Origin of the sequence: Variovorax flavidus (genome assembly GCF_030317145.1) — a bacterium.
GTDB classification, from domain to species: domain Bacteria; phylum Pseudomonadota; class Gammaproteobacteria; order Burkholderiales; family Burkholderiaceae_C; genus Variovorax; species Variovorax flavidus.
Genome location: NZ_JASZYE010000002.1, coordinates 918,426 through 933,276, shown reverse-complemented (window position 1 = coordinate 933,276; position 14,851 = coordinate 918,426). Strand labels below are relative to the sequence as shown.

Below are 14,851 nucleotides of genomic sequence, written 5' to 3'. Positions count from 1 at the left end.
TGGGGCTCAGAAGACATGACTCACCTGCGGAACGTCGGATCAGGCGAGCGTCGTTGCAAAACTGCTCACCCCCAGGCTCCGCGCACTGCGTGTCGCTTCGCCCACCCCCTGCAAGGGGGCGATACCTGCAGCCTGGCAAAGCCAGTTCTGCGGTATCTCTGGGCTCGCGCGCTGTGTGCTTCGCAAGACGGGAGATAGCCCAAGCCTGACGCAGCCGCTTCGTTTGGGAAGACGGCGGCGCTGCAACGCTCCTTGGGAGCCGCGGATTTTACGCCGGCTGCGCTGCGCCGGTGGCCGATGCGGGCAGGCCGAAGAGCATGTCGAAGGCCCAGTTGAAGACGAAGGTGTAGATCAGGAAGAACACGACCAGTCCCAGGTCCATCACCAGCGCTTCCCAAAGGCTCACGCCCAGCCACCAGGCGAAGACCGGCACGAGGAAGGCGACGAGGCCGCCCTCGAAGCCGATGGCATGGGCCACCCGGCGCTTCACGCTCCGGCCGCGCACGGCCTGGCGGGATTCCCAGCGCTCGAACAAGGCGTTGAAGCTGAGGTTCCAGAGCACTGCGATGACGGACGCGATGACGGCCAGCACGCCCGAATGGCCCAGCCCCTGACCCGACATCAGCGCCAGCCCGGCACTTGCCGCGACGATGGCAATGCCTTCGTAGAGCGAGATATAGACGACGCGGCGCTTGAGCCCTTGCATGAAATCAATCCTGGAATGGTTGCTGACGAGGTGGACTTTATGTGCGTTCATCTGATATATAAAGTCATCTTCTATCAATTCAATTGACAGGTTGGCGCCATGAGTCTTTCCAGCGACAACGTGGAGGTTCTCCTCGCCGTGATCGATCACGGCTCCTTCTCGGCCGCCGCTCGCGCCTTGAGCCGGGTGCCCTCGGCCGTCAGCATGGCCATCGCCAACCTGGAAGCCGAACTCGATCTCCAGCTCTTCGACCGCAGCGGCCGGGAGCCGCAGCCGACAGCGGCCGCGCGATCGCTGGAGCCGCAGGCCCGCCTGCTGGCGGCGCAGCTCAAGCAGTTGCAGGTGCAGGCGCTCGCGCTGACGCAGGGGCTGGAAAACCGGCTCACCCTCGCGATCGCGCCGGAACTGCTGGCAGCGCCGTGGAGCGGTCCGCTGGCCGCGCTGGCGCAGGAATACCCGCTGCTGGAGGTGGAGGTGCTCGCCGCGCCGCAAGCCGATGCACTGGCGCTGCTCCACAGCGGGCGGGCGCAACTGGCGCTGGTGTTCGAGCGGCCGAGCCTCGACGGGCGCGAAGGTTTTCAGGAAGTGGCGAGCGACACCATGGTGGCCGTCATGGCGCCCGACCATCCCGTGCTGGCAGCCGCCGGCGGCCGCCTGCGCGAAGAACACCTGACGACGACACGGCAGATCGTGGTGGCGGGGCGCGATCTGGCGACCAGCGATCCGCGCTTCGTCTTCGCCCGGCACGTCTGGCGCACCGACAACGCGCTGGCGGCGCTGAGCCTGATCACCGCCGGCCTCGGGTGGGGATGGCTGCCGCGCAACTTCGCGCGGCCGCACGTAGCGGCGGGCGCGCTGGTGGAGATCCCGTTCGAGAACCTCTCGAACGGGCTGGACCTGTGGGTCGACGTGGTGTGGTCGCGCGAACGGCCGCTGGGGCTGGGCGCGCAGCGCTTTGTCGCGCTGATCGCCCGGAAGAAGGACTGAGGAACGGCCCCTATTGGCGGCCGCCGCCTTGGCCACCCCCGTGGCCACCGCCATGCCCGCCTCCGTGGCCTCCGCCACCCTGGCCACCGCCGTGGCCGCCACCATGCCCACCGCCGTGTCCACCACCTCCGCCCCCCTGTCCCGGCGGCCTTCCGCCAGTCTGGAAGCCCTGGCCCGGCGGGCGCACGCCCGGCGGCGGACCCGGAGGCCGGGGACCACCGCCGTGCGGAGGACGAACGCCCGAGGGCGGAGGCGGACGGATGCCGTTTGGCGGTGGCGGGCGGAACCCTGGTGAAGACGGCGGACGGAAGCCCGGCGCCGGTGGCGGCCTGAATCCGGGCGGATGCGGCGAATAGCCCGGCCACGGATTGGGGCGCCAGCCCGGCGCGGGCGGCGGCGGCGGGCGCCAGCCCGGACCGGGGGGCGGTGGCGGGCGTCCGCCCCACCAGCGCGGCTCGCGGTACCAGGGGCGGTCGCGGTAGTAGTTGTTCCAGTAGCTGCCGATCGCGAAGGTCACGAGCGGCACGCCGATCACCGCGCCATAGGTCGCGAGCGGCACCCGCTGTTCCTGATAGGCGAACTCGAGGCTCGCGGCATAGGACCAGCCGCGAAGGCCGTCCGGCAGCACCACGTCGCACCAGCCATAGCCGGAAGTGCAGCCCATCACCTCCAGTGGCTGTCCGGGCGCTAGCGACGCCACCAGCGGATAGTTGTCGCCGGGACCGGCGCGCAGGTTGACGCCGCCCCGGGTGAACGCCTGCTGCGCCGTTGCAGCCAGTGGAAGCGCCAGGGCGATGGCGCCGATGCCGATCCAGCGCCGATTGAACATGTGCATGTGCGATTTCCTTTGCGGATCAGGGTAGGTGGGCTGCAGAGCTGTTGTCAATCAGCCACGGCCTACCCCGACAACGGCAAGACTTGCCGTCACGTGGACCGATCCAACGTTTGGAGAGCTTCTTCATCCCGGCTTCACATGCCCGCCGGGATGCCGGGCGCTCAGGCCGCTTCGCTGTAGAAGGCCGCGCGATGCAGGCCGCGTCCAGCGATCGGCGCAACCGCCTGGCCGATGGCCGCGATGTGCTCCGGCGTGGTGCCGCAGCAGCCGCCCACGATGTTGACCAGCCCCTCGGACGCGAATTCGTGCAGGAGCCGCGAAGTGACGTCGGGCGTCTCGTCAAAGCCGGTCTCGCTCATCGGATTGGGCAGGCCGGCGTTGGGATAGCAGCTGATGAAGGTGTCGTCCGCCACGCGCGCCAGCTCCTGGATGTAGGGACGCATCAGCGCCGCGCCGAGCGCGCAGTTGAGGCCGATGGCCAGCGGCCGAGCGTGGCGCACGCTGTGCCAGAAGGCGGTGACGGTCTGGCCGCTGAGGATGCGGCCCGAGGCGTCGGTCACGGTGCCGCTGATGATCAGCGGCAGCCGTTCGCCACTGGCCTCGAAGTATTCGTCGACCGCGAACAGCGCGGCCTTGGCGTTCAGCGTGTCGAAGATGGTCTCGACCAGGATCACGTCGGCGCCGCCTTCGACCAGCGCCTCGACCTGCTCGTAATAGGAAGCGCGCAGTTCCTCGAAGCTCACGTTGCGCGCGCCCGGGTCGTTCACGTCGGGGCTGATGCTGGCGGTCTTGGGCGTCGGGCCGAGGGCGCCGGCGACGAAGCGGGGCTTGTCGGGCGTGCTGAACTTGTCGCAGGCGGCGCGTGCGAGCCTGGCGGATTCCAGGTTCATCTCGCGTGCGAGATCGGCCATCTTGTAGTCCTCCTGCGCGATGCGGGTCGCGCCGAAGGTGTTGGTCTCGATCAGATCGGCGCCGGCCGCGAGGTAGCCTTCATGGATGTCGCGGATCACGTCGGGCCGGGTGAGCGAGAGCAGCTCGTTGTTGCCCTTCACGTCGCGCGGAAAGTCCTTGAACCGCTCGCCGCGGTATTGCTCTTCGGTGAGCTTGAAGCGCTGGATCATCGTGCCCATGGCGCCGTCGAGGATGGCGATGCGTTGGGCGAGGATGGCGGGCAGCTGCTGCGCGCGGGTGTAGGCGATGGGCTTCATGGGGCCGATTGTAGAAAGCGCCCTGCGTCCCGCCGCGGTGGCGGGTCTTGTGACGCCCTACGCCGGCGATGCCCCGACGATCTCGCCCAGTGCGCGCAGGAAGCGCGCGTTGTCATCCGCAGTGCCGATCGACACGCGGATGAAGCTCTCGAAGCCCGGCTCCTTCCATGGCTTGACGATGATGCCCCGCGCGAGCAGCGCTTCATTGACCGGGCCGTTCGGCCGCGCCAGGTCGATGAACAGGAAGTTGGCCGCGGACGGCGCGACGCGCAGGCCGGGCAGGTCCATGGCGCGCAACTGCTGCACGACCCGCTCGCGTTGCTGCACCGTGTCCTCGACCGTCTTCGCCATGAAAGGCTCGTCGCTCCAGGCGGCCAGCGCCGCCGCCTGCGCGGCCTCATTGACGTTGAAGGGCGTGCGCACGCGGTCCAGCCACTGGATCAGCGAGGCATCCGACGCGATACCGTAGCCGACGCGCAGACCCGCCAGCCCCCAGGCCTTCGAGAAGGTGCGCAGCACGATCCATGGACGCTGCTGCGCACGCAGCGCGGCCAGCGCATCGGGGAAGCCGCGCGCGAGCCGTGCGTATTCGTAGTAGGCCTCGTCGATCACCAGCAGCGTTCCGGCCGGCGTCGCGTCGAGCAATCGCGCGAAGGCCTGCGCGTCGAACATGCAGCCCACGGGGTTCGACGGGTTCGCGAGCATCGCGATCTTCGGCCCGCGTGCCAGCGCTTCGCACCAGGCATCGAGGTCGAATTCAAGCGTCGGCGTGAGCGCCAGCAGCTCGACCTGGGCACCCATCATGCGCGGGTAGATCTCGTGCAGGCCGAAGGCCGGCCGCTGCGTGAGCACGCGGTCGCCGGGCGAGAGAAAGGCCTGGCACAACATCTGGAGAATGGACTCGGAGCCGTTGCCGATCACGACCTGCTCCGCGCTGGCGCCGGTGCGCTCGGCAATGGCGGCCCGCAATGCCGTGCAGTTCGCATCCGGGTACGTGCCCACGCGCAACGCCAGATCCGCCAGCGCGCGCCCGACTTTCGGACTCGCGCCGAAGGGGTTCTCGTTGCTCGCCAGGCGCGCGATGTGCTCGACGCCGTAGCGCGAACGCACGGCCTCCGACGACAGACCTGCGTTGTAGGGCGGCAGCGCGGGCACCTCGGGGCGCACGAGTTCGCGGATGGCGGATGCGTTCATGGATCAGCCGCGGCGAGATTCGACGAAGTCCAGCACCGCAGCGAGCATGCGCCGCACATGCGGCTGCACGCGCGCTGCCACTACGGGCAGGTAGTCGAAGGGCAAAGCCTCCTGCATGTAGCTGCACTGGGTCATCTCGAGCTGCACCGCGTGCACGCCTTGCGCGGGCTGCCCATGATGGCGCGTGATGTAGCCGCCGGTGAAGCGGCCGTTGAGCACGCTGGTGAATCCGGACGCTTCCTTGGCAATGCCCAGAAGGGTCTGCGCGAGCGCCGGATCGCAGCTCGCGCCCTGGGCCGTGCCCAGGTTGAGGTCGGTCAGCTTGCCCTCGAAGAAGCGCGGCAGCACCGAGCGGATCGAATGCGCGTCCCACAGCGCGGCGATGCCGTGCTGCGCCTTGATGCGCGCCAGCTCGTCGGCAAGCTGCCGGTGGTAGGGCTGCCAGATGGCCTCGCGACGCTCGGCGATCTCGGCATCGTCCGGCACGTCGCCAGCGGGATAGAGCGGCGTGTCGTCGAAGGTATCGACCGGACACAGGCCGGTGACGCTCTGCCCCGGATACAGGCTCGCGCCATCGGGCGGACGGTTGAGGTCGACCACATAACGCGAGTGCGTCGCGACCAGCACCGAAGCGCCGAGTTCATCGGCGAAGTCGTACAGGCGCTCCAGATGCCAGTCGGTGTCGGGCACGTGGCGTGCCTCGTCACTGAGGCGGGCCGCCAATTGCGGTGGGACGTAGGTGCCGACGTGCGGCATCGAGATCAGCAAGGGGCGCGTGCCCTGGCGAAAGCGGAAGGGAGGCTCGGTGGTTGTGAAAGGCATAGGGGCTCAATCCTTGGCTAGAAGTTGGTTGCGCGCGGCGACGAAGGCCGCCGCGGACTCGTCGTGCAAATCGTGGCGGGTGGCCGAGACGCGCGCCTGCCCGGCGACCCACACGCCATGGACGGCGGAGGTGCGGTGGCTCGCGAACACGTGCGACGACAGCATCTCCGGCGCTGCAAGGCCTTGCAGCGCAACGTGCGAAGGGTCGAGCACGACGAAATCGGCTTGCTGGCCGGCAGCAAGACCGGCGATGGCGCGGCCTGCGGCCTGTGCGCCGCCCTGCACTGCACTCAGCGTGAGCGCGGTCGCCACCTCGCGATGCGCGGCATCGGCCCCCACGTTGCGCTGCCGCGTCGCGAGGCGCTGGCCGTATTCCAGCATCAGCAGTTCCTCGGCCGCATTGACGCAGGCGTGGCTGTCGGAGCCGATGCCCCAGCGCCCACCCGCCGCGCGCCACGCGTTGAAATCGAAGATGCCATCGCCCAGGTTGGCTTCCGTCGTCGGGCACAGGCCGGCGATGGCGCCACTGGCCGCCGCGCGCCGGTACTCGTCCGGGTCCATGTGCGTCGCATGCACGAGGCACCAGCGCGCATCGACCGCCGCGTGGTCGAGCAGCCATGCGACCGGCCGCTGGCCGCTCCATGCGAGGCAGGCATCGACCTCGCCCGTCTGCTCGGCGATGTGGATGTGGATGGGCGCCGTCGCGTCGATGGCGTTCAGGCCCGCGATGGCGTCGCCGAGCGCATCGGGCGGAACCGCCCGCAGTGAATGCGGCGCGAGGCCGAGCCGTGCGCCCTGCGACTTGCACAGCGGATGCAGCCGCTCCAGCAGGCGCAGCATCGAATCGGTCGACCGGATGAAGCGCCGCTGGCCCTCGCTCGGCGGCAGCGCGCCGAATCCGCTGGTCTGGTAGAGCACGGGCAGCAACGTGATCCCGATGCCTGCTCGCCGCGCTGCGCGCAACAACGCCAACGCGAGTTCCGCGTCATCGGCGTACGCGTTCCCGTCGGCGTCGTGGTGCAGGTAGTGGAACTCGCACACCGAGGTGTAGCCGGCTTCGAGCATCTCGACATAGAGCCAGGTCGCGATCGCCTCGACCTGTTCGGGCGAGATCTTCGCGGCGAAGCGGTACATCAGCGTGCGCCAACTCCAGAAGCTGTCCTGCGCCGCGCCACGGAATTCCGTCAGGCCACCGAAGGCGCGCTGGAAGGCGTGCGAATGCAGGTTGGGCATGCCGGGCAGCACCGGGCCGGCAGCGCGCGGCGTGCGACCGGCTGGCGTGCTGTCGGGCGTGACGGCCGAGAGTTGGCCGTCTGCATCCCATTCGAGCAGCACGTTGCGCGCCCAGCCGTGGGGCAGCAAGGCATCGGCGGCGAACAGGGAGCGATGGATTTCAGGCAAGGGCATGGCGGTCGCGGCTCAACGTTGGGTCGCTCGAGATACGGACGCGATGCGCCCTTGCCGCACGATGGTTCGCACCGGCTGCTGGCCGAACCAGTACGCCAGCTCGGCACTCTCGCGAAGCTGCCAGAGCACGAAATTGGCGGGCCGGCCGACGGCCAGCGCACCGTGCGTGTCCTGCAGGCCCAGCGCGCGCGCGGCGTGGCGGGTGACGCCGGCCAGCGCCTCGGGCACCGTCAGGCGGAACAGGGTGCAGGCCATGTTGACCATCAGCAGCAGGCTCAGCGCCGGCGAGGTGCCGGGGTTGTGGTCGGTGGAGACAGCCATCGGAACGCCTGCGGCACGAAGCGCGTCGATAGGCGGCAGGTGCGTGTCGCGCAGCGTGTAGTAGGCGCCAGGAAGCAGCACGGCCACGGTGCCGGCCTCGCGCATCGCGGCGATGCCTTCGGCCGACAGGTGCTCGATGTGGTCGCAGGAAAGCGCGCCGTAGCGTGCCGCCAGCGCGGCGCCGCCCATGTCCGAGAGTTGCTCGGCGTGTAACTTGACCGGCAAGCCCAGCGCCTTGGCCGCCTGGAATACGCGCTCCGTCTCGGCCAGCGAGAAGGCGATGCGCTCGCAGAACACGTCCACCGCATCGACCAGCCCTTCGGCGGCCAGCGCGGGCAACATCTCGTTGCAGACGAGATCGATGTAGTCGCCGCTACGGCCCGCGTATTCAGGCGGCAGCGCGTGCGCGCCGAGGAAGGTCGTTCGCACGGTGACACCATGGGCTTCACCCAGCCGCCGCGCCACGCGCAGTTGCTTGCGCTCGTGTTCCAGCGCGAGTCCATAGCCCGACTTGATCTCGATGGCGCACACGCCATCGGCGAGCAATTGATCCAGCCGCTTCGCCGCCTGCGCGTACAGCGTGTCCTCGTCGGCTTCGCGCGTCGCGCGTACCGAGGAGACGATGCCGCCGCCGGCCTTCGCGACCTCTTCATAGGTCGCGCCGGCCAGGCGCATCGCGAACTCGTTCGCGCGTTGACCGCCGTAGACCAGATGCGTGTGGCAATCGATGAGACCGGGCGTCACCAGCGCATCGTGGCCGTCGAAGCGCGGCAGCTTGGCGAACTCGCCAGGCAATGCGGCGCTGGCGCCGATCCAGGCGATCTTTCCGCCGGACACGACCATGGCCGCATCGGCATCGATCGCCTGCTCTTCGGCCAGCGCGCCGGGAGCGATCCGGATGTGGTCCCAGACGCCGTCGGCGGAAGGCAATTCGGAATGGGTCATGGTGTTGCCGTGGGTTCGAGCCGTACCGCGACCATGGCGGCATCGGCGTCGCTTGTTGTTGCTTGCCATTGCCGGATCTCGCCGTCCCACCAGACGCCCGAGCCCGGCTCGCAATCGATATCGTTGAATCGCCACCGCCCGGCCAGCGCCAGCAGGAGACCGCGTCCGACGGGTGCCACGTCCCCGCCCTCGCGCAGCACGCGGACCTTCGCATGCAGGCGGCCACGGCGCGACATCACGTTGAAGTCGGTCGAGGCGCCGCCCAGCAGTTCGCAATCCAGCGCCACGTCGCCGCCGAAGGCGAAGGGTGCATGCGGAACTTCCAGCCGGTGGTCGATGCGCCCGTCGTGCGAGCGAAGCCGAACGCCCGCACCGTCCAGCAGCATGATCACGCGGTCCACCCCGGCGAAAGCCGAGAACGGCCCGGGCTTGTCGATGGTCGCGATGCTCACGCGCCAGTCGAAGCCCTCCATGCCCGCGCCCGCTGGAGAGCAGACGATCTCGCGCGTCACGCCGCCGCCGTTCTTCCACGGCGTCGCGGACAACGAGGCGATGTCGAAGCGCTGCACTGCGGCCTACTTGACCATCGGCAGGTTCAGGCCCTGCTTCTTCGCAGTCGCGATGGCGATGTCGTAGCCGGCATCCGCGTGGCGCATCACGCCCGTGGCCGGGTCGTTCCACAGCACGCGCTCGACGCGCTTGGCCGCCGCATCGGTGCCGTCGCAGACGATCACCACGCCGGAGTGCTGCGAGTAGCCCATCCCCACGCCGCCGCCATGGTGCAGGCTGACCCAGGTCGCGCCGCCGGCGGTATTGAGCAGTGCATTGAGCAGCGGCCAGTCGGAGACGGCATCGGTGCCGTCCTTCATCGATTCGGTCTCGCGGTTGGGGCTGGCGACCGAGCCGGTGTCCAAATGGTCGCGGCCGATCACGATCGGGCCTTTCAACTCACCGTTCTTCACCATCTCGTTGAACGCGAGGCCGGCCTTGTGGCGCTCGCCGAGGCCCAGCCAGCAGATGCGCGCCGGCAGGCCCTGGAAGGCAATGCGCTCGCGCGCCATGTCGAGCCAGCGGTGCGTGTGCTTGTTCTCGGGGAACAGCTCCTTGATCTTGGCGTCGGTCTTGTAGATGTCCTCGGGGTCGCCCGAGAGCGCCACCCAGCGGAACGGACCCTTGCCCTCGCAGAACAGCGGGCGGATGTAGGCCGGCACGAAGCCGGGGAAGTCGAAGGCGTTCTTCACGCCTTCGTCGAAGGCGACCTGGCGGATGTTGTTGCCGTAGTCAACGGTCGGGATGCCCATCGCCTGGAAGTCGAGCATGGCCTGCACGTGTACCGCGCAGGACTTGGCCGCCGCCTTGCGCAATGTCGGGTGCTGGGTCGTGTCGGCCTTGGCGGCTTCCCACTGCGCAAGCGTCCAGCCGATCGGCAGGTAGCCGCTGGCGAGGTCGTGCGCGGAGGTCTGGTCGGTCACGAGGTCGGGCTTGATGCCGCCGGCCTTTGCGCGCTTCACCAGCTCGGGCAGGATCTCGGCCGCATTGCCCAGCAGGCCGATCGACACCGCTTCCTTCGCGGCCGTGTGCTGCTGGATGAGCGCGATCGCGTCGTCGATGTCCTTCGCCTGCTTGTCGAGGTAGCGCGTGCGCAGGCGGAAGTCGATTCTGGCCTGCTGGCATTCGATGTTCAGCGACACCGCGCCGGCGAGCGTGGCAGCCAGCGGCTGTGCGCCGCCCATGCCGCCGAGGCCGGCCGTGAGGATCCACTTGCCCGCGAGGTCGTTGTCGTAGTGCTGGCGGCCGGCTTCGACGAAGGTCTCGAAGGTGCCTTGCACGATGCCTTGGCTGCCGATGTAGATCCAGCTGCCCGCCGTCATCTGGCCGTACATCATCAGGCCCTTGCGATCGAGTTCGCTGAAGTGCTCCCAGGTCGCCCACTTCGGCACGAGATTCGAGTTCGCGAGCAGCACGCGCGGCGCGTTCTCGTGCGTCTTGAAAACGCCCACGGGCTTGCCCGACTGGATGAGCAGCGTCTCGTCGTCGTTGAGTTCCTTGAGCGATGCGAGGATCTGGTCGAAGCAGGCCCAGTCGCGCGCCGCACGGCCGATGCCGCCGTAGACCACGAGATCCTGCGGACGCTCCGCCACCTCGGGGTCGAGGTTGTTCTGCAGCATGCGGAACGGCGCCTCGGTGAGCCAGCTCTTGCAGCTGAGCGTGCTGCCACGCGGCGAACGGATCACGCGGCTCGCGTCATGGCGGGGGTCGTTCGCCTTGGCGGCGAGGAATTTGTCGGGTGCGTTCATGGCGAAGTGTCCTTTCGGTGTCGGAACTTGATCGTTGGTTCAGGCGTGGCTGGGGAGGATGGATCGCACGGCTTCGGGCCACTGGTCTTGACGCGCCCACGTGCGCATGGCTTCGATGGTCGGTGCGAAGAAGATGTCCTGGTCGATGAATGGAACACGCTCGCGGATGGCGGCGAATTCGGCCTCGACCAGCGGCGAGCTCTTGGGGCCGCGTTTGAGTTCGATGCCCTGCACTGCGGCCATGGCCTCGATGCCTACGACGACTGCCGTGTTCTCGACCATGTCGGCCAGACGACGGCCAGCGAAGGTCGCCATCGAGACGTGGTCTTCCTGGTTGGCGGAAGTCGGCAGGCTGTCGACGCTGGCCGGGTGCGCGAGCGACTTGTTCTCCGACGCCAGCGCCGCGGCCGTGACCTGCGCGATCATGAAGCCGGAGTTGACGCCACCGTCGCGCACCAGGAAGGGCGGCAGCCCCGAGAGGCCGCTGTCGAGCAGCAGCGCCATGCGGCGTTCGGAGATCGCGCCGATCTCGCTGATCGACAGCGCGATGATGTCGGCCGCGAAGGCGACCGGTTCGGCGTGGAAGTTGCCGCCGGAGATCACGTCGCCGTTGTCGAAGACCAGCGGGTTGTCCGATGCCGCGTTGGCTTCGGTGCGCAGCACGCGTGCGGCATGGCCGAGGTTGTCGAGGCAAGCGCCCATCACCTGGGGTACGCAGCGGATGGAATACGGGTCCTGCACGCGACCGCAGTCGGCGTGAGACGGAACGATCTCGCTGCCGTCGAGCAGGGCGCGCACTGCGCCCGCCACGGCGATCTGTCCCGGCTGTCCGCGCGCGGCGTGGATGCGTGCGTCGAAAGGCTTGATCGAACCCTGGATGGCTTCGAGCGACAGCGCGCCGGCCATCAGGCCCGCAGCGAACACATCCTCGGTGCCGAAGAGGCCGGCCAGAGCGAGCGCCGTCGACACCTGCGTGCCGTTCAGCAGCGCCAGCCCTTCCTTGGGGCCGAGCACGAAGGGCGTCATGCCGATGAGGCGCAGGGCCTCGGTACCGCCGATCACCTCGCCTTGCGGCGTCGTGACCTCGCCCTCGCCGATCAGCACGCAGGCCAGGTGCGCCAGCGGCGCCAGGTCGCCCGACGCGCCGACCGAACCCTTGGAAGGAATGCGCGGCAACAGTCCCGCATTGCACAGGCCGAGCAGCGCGTCGACGATTTCGGGCCGCACGCCCGAGTGGCCGCGTGCGAGGCTCACGGCCTTGGTCGCAAGCACCAGGCGCACCACGCCCGCGGCCAGCGGCTCGCCGGTGCCGGCGCTGTGCGAGAGCACGAGGTTGCGTTGCAGTTCTGCAAGGCGTTCCGTCGGGATGATGGTCTGCGCGAGCTTGCCGAAGCCGGTGTTGATGCCGTAGACCACATCGCCGGACTCGACGATCTTGCGCACCGTGGCCTGCGCAGCCAGCAGGCCGGCGCGCGCCGATGGATCGAGCGCAAGCTGCACGCCGCCGGCATGCACGCGGCGCAGCGTGGCCAGGTCGACTTCACCAGGCGTGAGCACGATCGGCGCTGCAGCGGTGAGTGATGTGTTGTGGGTCATGAAGGGCTCCCCTGTCTATACAAGTAGTTGCGGCACGAGGCCAAGAAGATGCGTTCGTCCCCGTTCAGCCGAAGGAAGGATTGCCGTCGGCGCGGAACCGGCTGCCGAGCCGGTAACGCGACGCGGGATGCAGGCAGCGCACCATCGTCACCGGCGTGGTGCGCGTCCAGGTGCGGCGCGTGAGCAGCAGGCACGGGTCCGTCACCGGCATGTCGAGGCGCTCCGCCTGTTCGGGCGTCGGCAGCACGGCATCGACCACGTGTTCGATCTGGTCGAAGGGCACGTTGCGCACCAGGTATTCGCTTGGCGGGATGAGCGAGAAATCCTGTTCGAGGAAGTTCGGCACCACGCGCGGGTTGACATGGCGGTCTTCGAGCTGCACCGGGATGTCGTTCTCCAGATGCAGGCAGACGGTGTGGAAAACCGACTCGCCGGGCCGCAGGTCGAGCCACACCGCGACGTCGGGCGATGCAGCAATGCGCTCGGCCACCAGGAATTCGCAACGGTAGTCATGGCCGCGTGCGCGGATCTCGCTCGCGATGTTGGCGATCTGCAGCAGCGTCGATTGCGGCTTGTCCTCAGCAACGAAGCTGCCCACGCCCGCGACACGCACGATGCGGCCCTGCTCCACCAGCTCGCGCAAAGCGCGGTTGACCGTCATGCGAGCGACGCCGAACTGCGCGACCAGTTCGCTCTCCGACGGCAGGCGATGGCCGGCCTGCCAAGAGCCGTCCTGGATCTTGTGCGTGATGAAAGCCTTCACCTGCTCGTACAGCGCCAGCGCTGGCAACGCCGAGTTGGCCGCCTCTCGCGATTCCGCGCCTGCGGATTTGCGCGCGGGCTGGCGTCCGTCGTTGGCTTTGCGAAGGCTGGCTGCGGTCATGCGGTCTTTCTGGCGAGGCGGTTCAGTGTTCGGCGGCGGCCATGGATTCGGCGCGGATCTCTTCAGTGAGGCGGGCCTTGATTTCCATGAACTCGGGCGAGGTCTTGATCGTGTAATGGCGCGGATGCGGGAAGTCCACCGCGATCTCGGTCTTGATGCGGCCCGGCCGCGCGCTGAACACCGCGACGCGGTTCGCCATGAAGATCGCCTCGTCGATGTCGTGCGTGACGAAGAGCACCGTCTTGCGGGCCGACTCCCAGATGCCGAGCAGCAGTTCCTGCATCAGCACGCGGGTCTGGTTGTCGAGTGCGCCGAAGGGCTCGTCGAGCAGCAGGATCTTGGGGTCATTGGCCAGCGCGCGTGCGATCGCGGTGCGCTGCTGCATGCCGCCAGAGAGCTGCTTGGGAAAGTGGCTCTCGAAGCCGCGCAGGCCGACCTTGGCGATGAAGAAGTCGCTGCGCTCCTTCTGCTCGGCCTCGCTCATTCCGCGCTCGCGCAGGCCGAAGCGGATGTTCTGCGCAATGGTCAGCCAGGGGAACAGCGTGTAGCTCTGGAACACCACGCCGCGGTCGGCTCCCGGGCCTTCGATGGTCTGGCCGTCGAGCAGCACGCGGCCTTCGGTCGGGTAGTCGAGGCCGGCGACGATGCGCAACAAAGTGGACTTGCCGCAACCCGAGGGGCCGAGGATGGTGACGAAGTCGTTCTCGCGCACTTCGAAATCGATCGGCAGCAGCGCCTGCGTGGTCTGGCCGCGCGTGCCGGTGAAGGTGCGGGACACGCCGCGAACGGAAAGCTGGTTCATCAGATGGTGCTCCAGGCGAAGAGGCGGCGGTTCAGAGCCTTGAATGCGAAGTCGGAGATCAGACCGATCACGCCGATGACGATGATCCCGAAGATGATCTGCCCGGTGTTCAGCAGCGCCTGGCTGTCGGTGATCATGTGGCCGATGCCGGAAGACGAGCCGATCAGCTCGGCCACGATGACGTAGGTCCACGCCCAGCCCAGCACCAGGCGCAGCGTCTCGGCGATGCCCGGTGCGGCGCCCGGGATCAGCACCCGCATGACGATGCCGCGGCTGTTGGCGCCCAGCGTGTAGGCCGCCTCGACCAGGTCGCGGCGGGCGCTGCCGACGGTGACGGCCACCATCAGCGTGATCTGGAACACCGAGCCGATGAAGATCACCAGCAGCTTCTGCGCCTCGCCGATGCCGGCCCACAGGATCAGCAGCGGAATGAAAGCCGACGCCGGCAGGTAGCGGCAGAAGGACACGAAGGGCTCGAAGAAGGCTTCGACGCTCTTCCAGGTGCCCATCGCGATGCCCAGCGGCACGGCGATCACGGTCGCCAGCACGAAGCCGCCGAACACGCGCCACACCGTCATGCCGATGTCGTGGATGAAGTTGTACTGGGTGAAGAGGAGCACGCCCTCCTTCACCATCGTGATCGGGCTGGCCAGGAAGGTCGGCGACACGAAGCCGCCGAGCGTGAAGAAGGCCCAGACCACCACGAAGAGCACGAAGAAGCCCAGCCCGAGCAGCCAGCGCGTACGCGCGCTGACGGGTTCGAGCGGGGCCAGCGCACGGCGCCGGCGCGGCGCCGATGACGACGCGACCGGCCCGGCGGAGACCACCGGCTTGGGAGAGTTCATGAC

The 14,851-nt window shown here is 68.4% G+C and carries 14 protein-coding genes; 1 reads left to right on the top strand and 13 read right to left on the bottom strand.

Annotation, left to right across the window (positions count from 1 at the left end; all coding sequences use genetic code 11):
- Positions 1–268: 268 nt before the first annotated feature.
- Entirely contained in the window at positions 269–706 is a 438-nt protein-coding gene (locus QTH90_RS15045) for a PACE efflux transporter (protein ID WP_286665351.1), read from the bottom strand.
- 99 nt (positions 707–805) lie between these two features.
- Here QTH90_RS15045 and QTH90_RS15040 point away from each other — a divergent pair, with 99 nt between their 5' ends.
- Positions 806–1,693: a LysR family transcriptional regulator gene (locus QTH90_RS15040; RefSeq protein ID WP_286665350.1), complete on the top strand. Its 888-nt coding sequence runs from the start codon at positions 806–808 to the stop codon at positions 1,691–1,693.
- A 10-nt stretch (positions 1,694–1,703) separates the two neighbouring features.
- Here the strand turns inward: QTH90_RS15040 and QTH90_RS15035 are convergent, their stop codons facing one another.
- The 12 genes from QTH90_RS15035 to QTH90_RS14980 form a co-directional block, all read right to left on the bottom strand.
- Positions 1,704–2,528 carry an SH3 domain-containing protein gene (locus tag QTH90_RS15035; RefSeq protein ID WP_353506616.1) on the bottom strand — a complete coding sequence of 275 codons (825 nt, stop codon included), beginning with the start codon at positions 2,526–2,528 and terminating at the stop codon, positions 1,704–1,706.
- Positions 2,529–2,689: 161 nt separating this feature from the next.
- A complete protein-coding gene (locus QTH90_RS15030; RefSeq protein WP_286665349.1) occupies positions 2,690–3,736 on the bottom strand; it encodes a homocysteine S-methyltransferase family protein in 1,047 nt (348 codons plus the stop codon).
- Between the two features lie 57 nt (positions 3,737–3,793).
- Entirely contained in the window at positions 3,794–4,930 is a 1,137-nt protein-coding gene (locus tag QTH90_RS15025; protein ID WP_286665348.1) for a histidinol-phosphate transaminase, read from the bottom strand.
- Between the two features lie 3 nt (positions 4,931–4,933).
- Positions 4,934–5,752: an N-formylglutamate deformylase gene (gene hutG, locus QTH90_RS15020; protein WP_286665347.1), complete on the bottom strand. Its 819-nt coding sequence runs from the start codon at positions 5,750–5,752 to the stop codon at positions 4,934–4,936.
- A 6-nt stretch (positions 5,753–5,758) separates the two neighbouring features.
- Positions 5,759–7,159, bottom strand: coding sequence for a formimidoylglutamate deiminase (locus QTH90_RS15015; RefSeq protein ID WP_286665346.1), 1,401 nt, complete (start codon positions 7,157–7,159; stop codon positions 5,759–5,761).
- Positions 7,160–7,171: 12 nt separating this feature from the next.
- Complete coding sequence (gene hutI / locus QTH90_RS15010; RefSeq protein WP_286665345.1) at positions 7,172–8,425, bottom strand: imidazolonepropionase; 1,254 nt, start codon at positions 8,423–8,425, stop codon at positions 7,172–7,174.
- Positions 8,422–8,994 carry a HutD/Ves family protein gene (locus tag QTH90_RS15005; protein ID WP_286665344.1) on the bottom strand — a complete coding sequence of 191 codons (573 nt, stop codon included), beginning with the start codon at positions 8,992–8,994 and terminating at the stop codon, positions 8,422–8,424. Before QTH90_RS15005 ends, hutI begins: the two co-directional genes overlap by 4 nt.
- Positions 8,995–9,000: 6 nt before the next feature.
- The gene (hutU, locus tag QTH90_RS15000) at positions 9,001–10,722 is read right to left on the bottom strand and encodes a urocanate hydratase (protein WP_286665343.1); all 1,722 of its coding nucleotides are present in this window, start codon (positions 10,720–10,722) and stop codon (positions 9,001–9,003) included.
- A gap of 39 nt (positions 10,723–10,761) precedes the next feature.
- Positions 10,762–12,318 (bottom strand): histidine ammonia-lyase, encoded by a 1,557-nt coding sequence (hutH, locus tag QTH90_RS14995; RefSeq protein ID WP_286665342.1) that lies wholly within the window; start codon positions 12,316–12,318, stop codon positions 10,762–10,764.
- 64 nt (positions 12,319–12,382) lie between these two features.
- Positions 12,383–13,201, bottom strand: coding sequence for a histidine utilization transcriptional repressor HutC (hutC, locus tag QTH90_RS14990; protein WP_286665341.1), 819 nt, complete (start codon positions 13,199–13,201; stop codon positions 12,383–12,385).
- Between the two features lie 22 nt (positions 13,202–13,223).
- Positions 13,224–14,003, bottom strand: coding sequence for an ABC transporter ATP-binding protein (locus QTH90_RS14985; RefSeq protein WP_286665340.1), 780 nt, complete (start codon positions 14,001–14,003; stop codon positions 13,224–13,226).
- The gene (locus QTH90_RS14980) at positions 14,003–14,848 is read right to left on the bottom strand and encodes an ABC transporter permease (RefSeq protein ID WP_286665420.1); all 846 of its coding nucleotides are present in this window, start codon (positions 14,846–14,848) and stop codon (positions 14,003–14,005) included. The genes QTH90_RS14985 and QTH90_RS14980 overlap by 1 nt, the downstream gene beginning before the upstream one ends.
- Positions 14,849–14,851: the final 3 nt, after the last annotated feature.

What these genes read in the sequence shown, in the direction of transcription:
- QTH90_RS15045 (WP_286665351.1), bottom strand. Translation starts at nt 706, where the DNA reads ATGCAAGGGCTCAAGCGCCGCGTCGTCTATATCTCGCTCTACGAAGGC.
- QTH90_RS15040 (WP_286665350.1), top strand. Translation starts at nt 806, where the DNA reads ATGAGTCTTTCCAGCGACAACGTGGAGGTTCTCCTCGCCGTGATCGAT.
- QTH90_RS15035 (WP_353506616.1), bottom strand. Translation starts at nt 2,528, where the DNA reads ATGCACATGTTCAATCGGCGCTGGATCGGCATCGGCGCCATCGCCCTG.
- QTH90_RS15030 (WP_286665349.1), bottom strand. Translation starts at nt 3,736, where the DNA reads ATGAAGCCCATCGCCTACACCCGCGCGCAGCAGCTGCCCGCCATCCTC.
- QTH90_RS15025 (WP_286665348.1), bottom strand. Translation starts at nt 4,930, where the DNA reads ATGAACGCATCCGCCATCCGCGAACTCGTGCGCCCCGAGGTGCCCGCG.
- hutG (WP_286665347.1), bottom strand. Translation starts at nt 5,752, where the DNA reads ATGCCTTTCACAACCACCGAGCCTCCCTTCCGCTTTCGCCAGGGCACG.
- QTH90_RS15015 (WP_286665346.1), bottom strand. Translation starts at nt 7,159, where the DNA reads ATGCCCTTGCCTGAAATCCATCGCTCCCTGTTCGCCGCCGATGCCTTG.
- hutI (WP_286665345.1), bottom strand. Translation starts at nt 8,425, where the DNA reads ATGACCCATTCCGAATTGCCTTCCGCCGACGGCGTCTGGGACCACATC.
- hutU (WP_286665343.1), bottom strand. Translation starts at nt 10,722, where the DNA reads ATGAACGCACCCGACAAATTCCTCGCCGCCAAGGCGAACGACCCCCGC.
- hutH (WP_286665342.1), bottom strand. Translation starts at nt 12,318, where the DNA reads ATGACCCACAACACATCACTCACCGCTGCAGCGCCGATCGTGCTCACG.
- hutC (WP_286665341.1), bottom strand. Translation starts at nt 13,201, where the DNA reads ATGACCGCAGCCAGCCTTCGCAAAGCCAACGACGGACGCCAGCCCGCG.
- QTH90_RS14985 (WP_286665340.1), bottom strand. Translation starts at nt 14,003, where the DNA reads ATGAACCAGCTTTCCGTTCGCGGCGTGTCCCGCACCTTCACCGGCACG.
- QTH90_RS14980 (WP_286665420.1), bottom strand. Translation starts at nt 14,848, where the DNA reads ATGAACTCTCCCAAGCCGGTGGTCTCCGCCGGGCCGGTCGCGTCGTCA.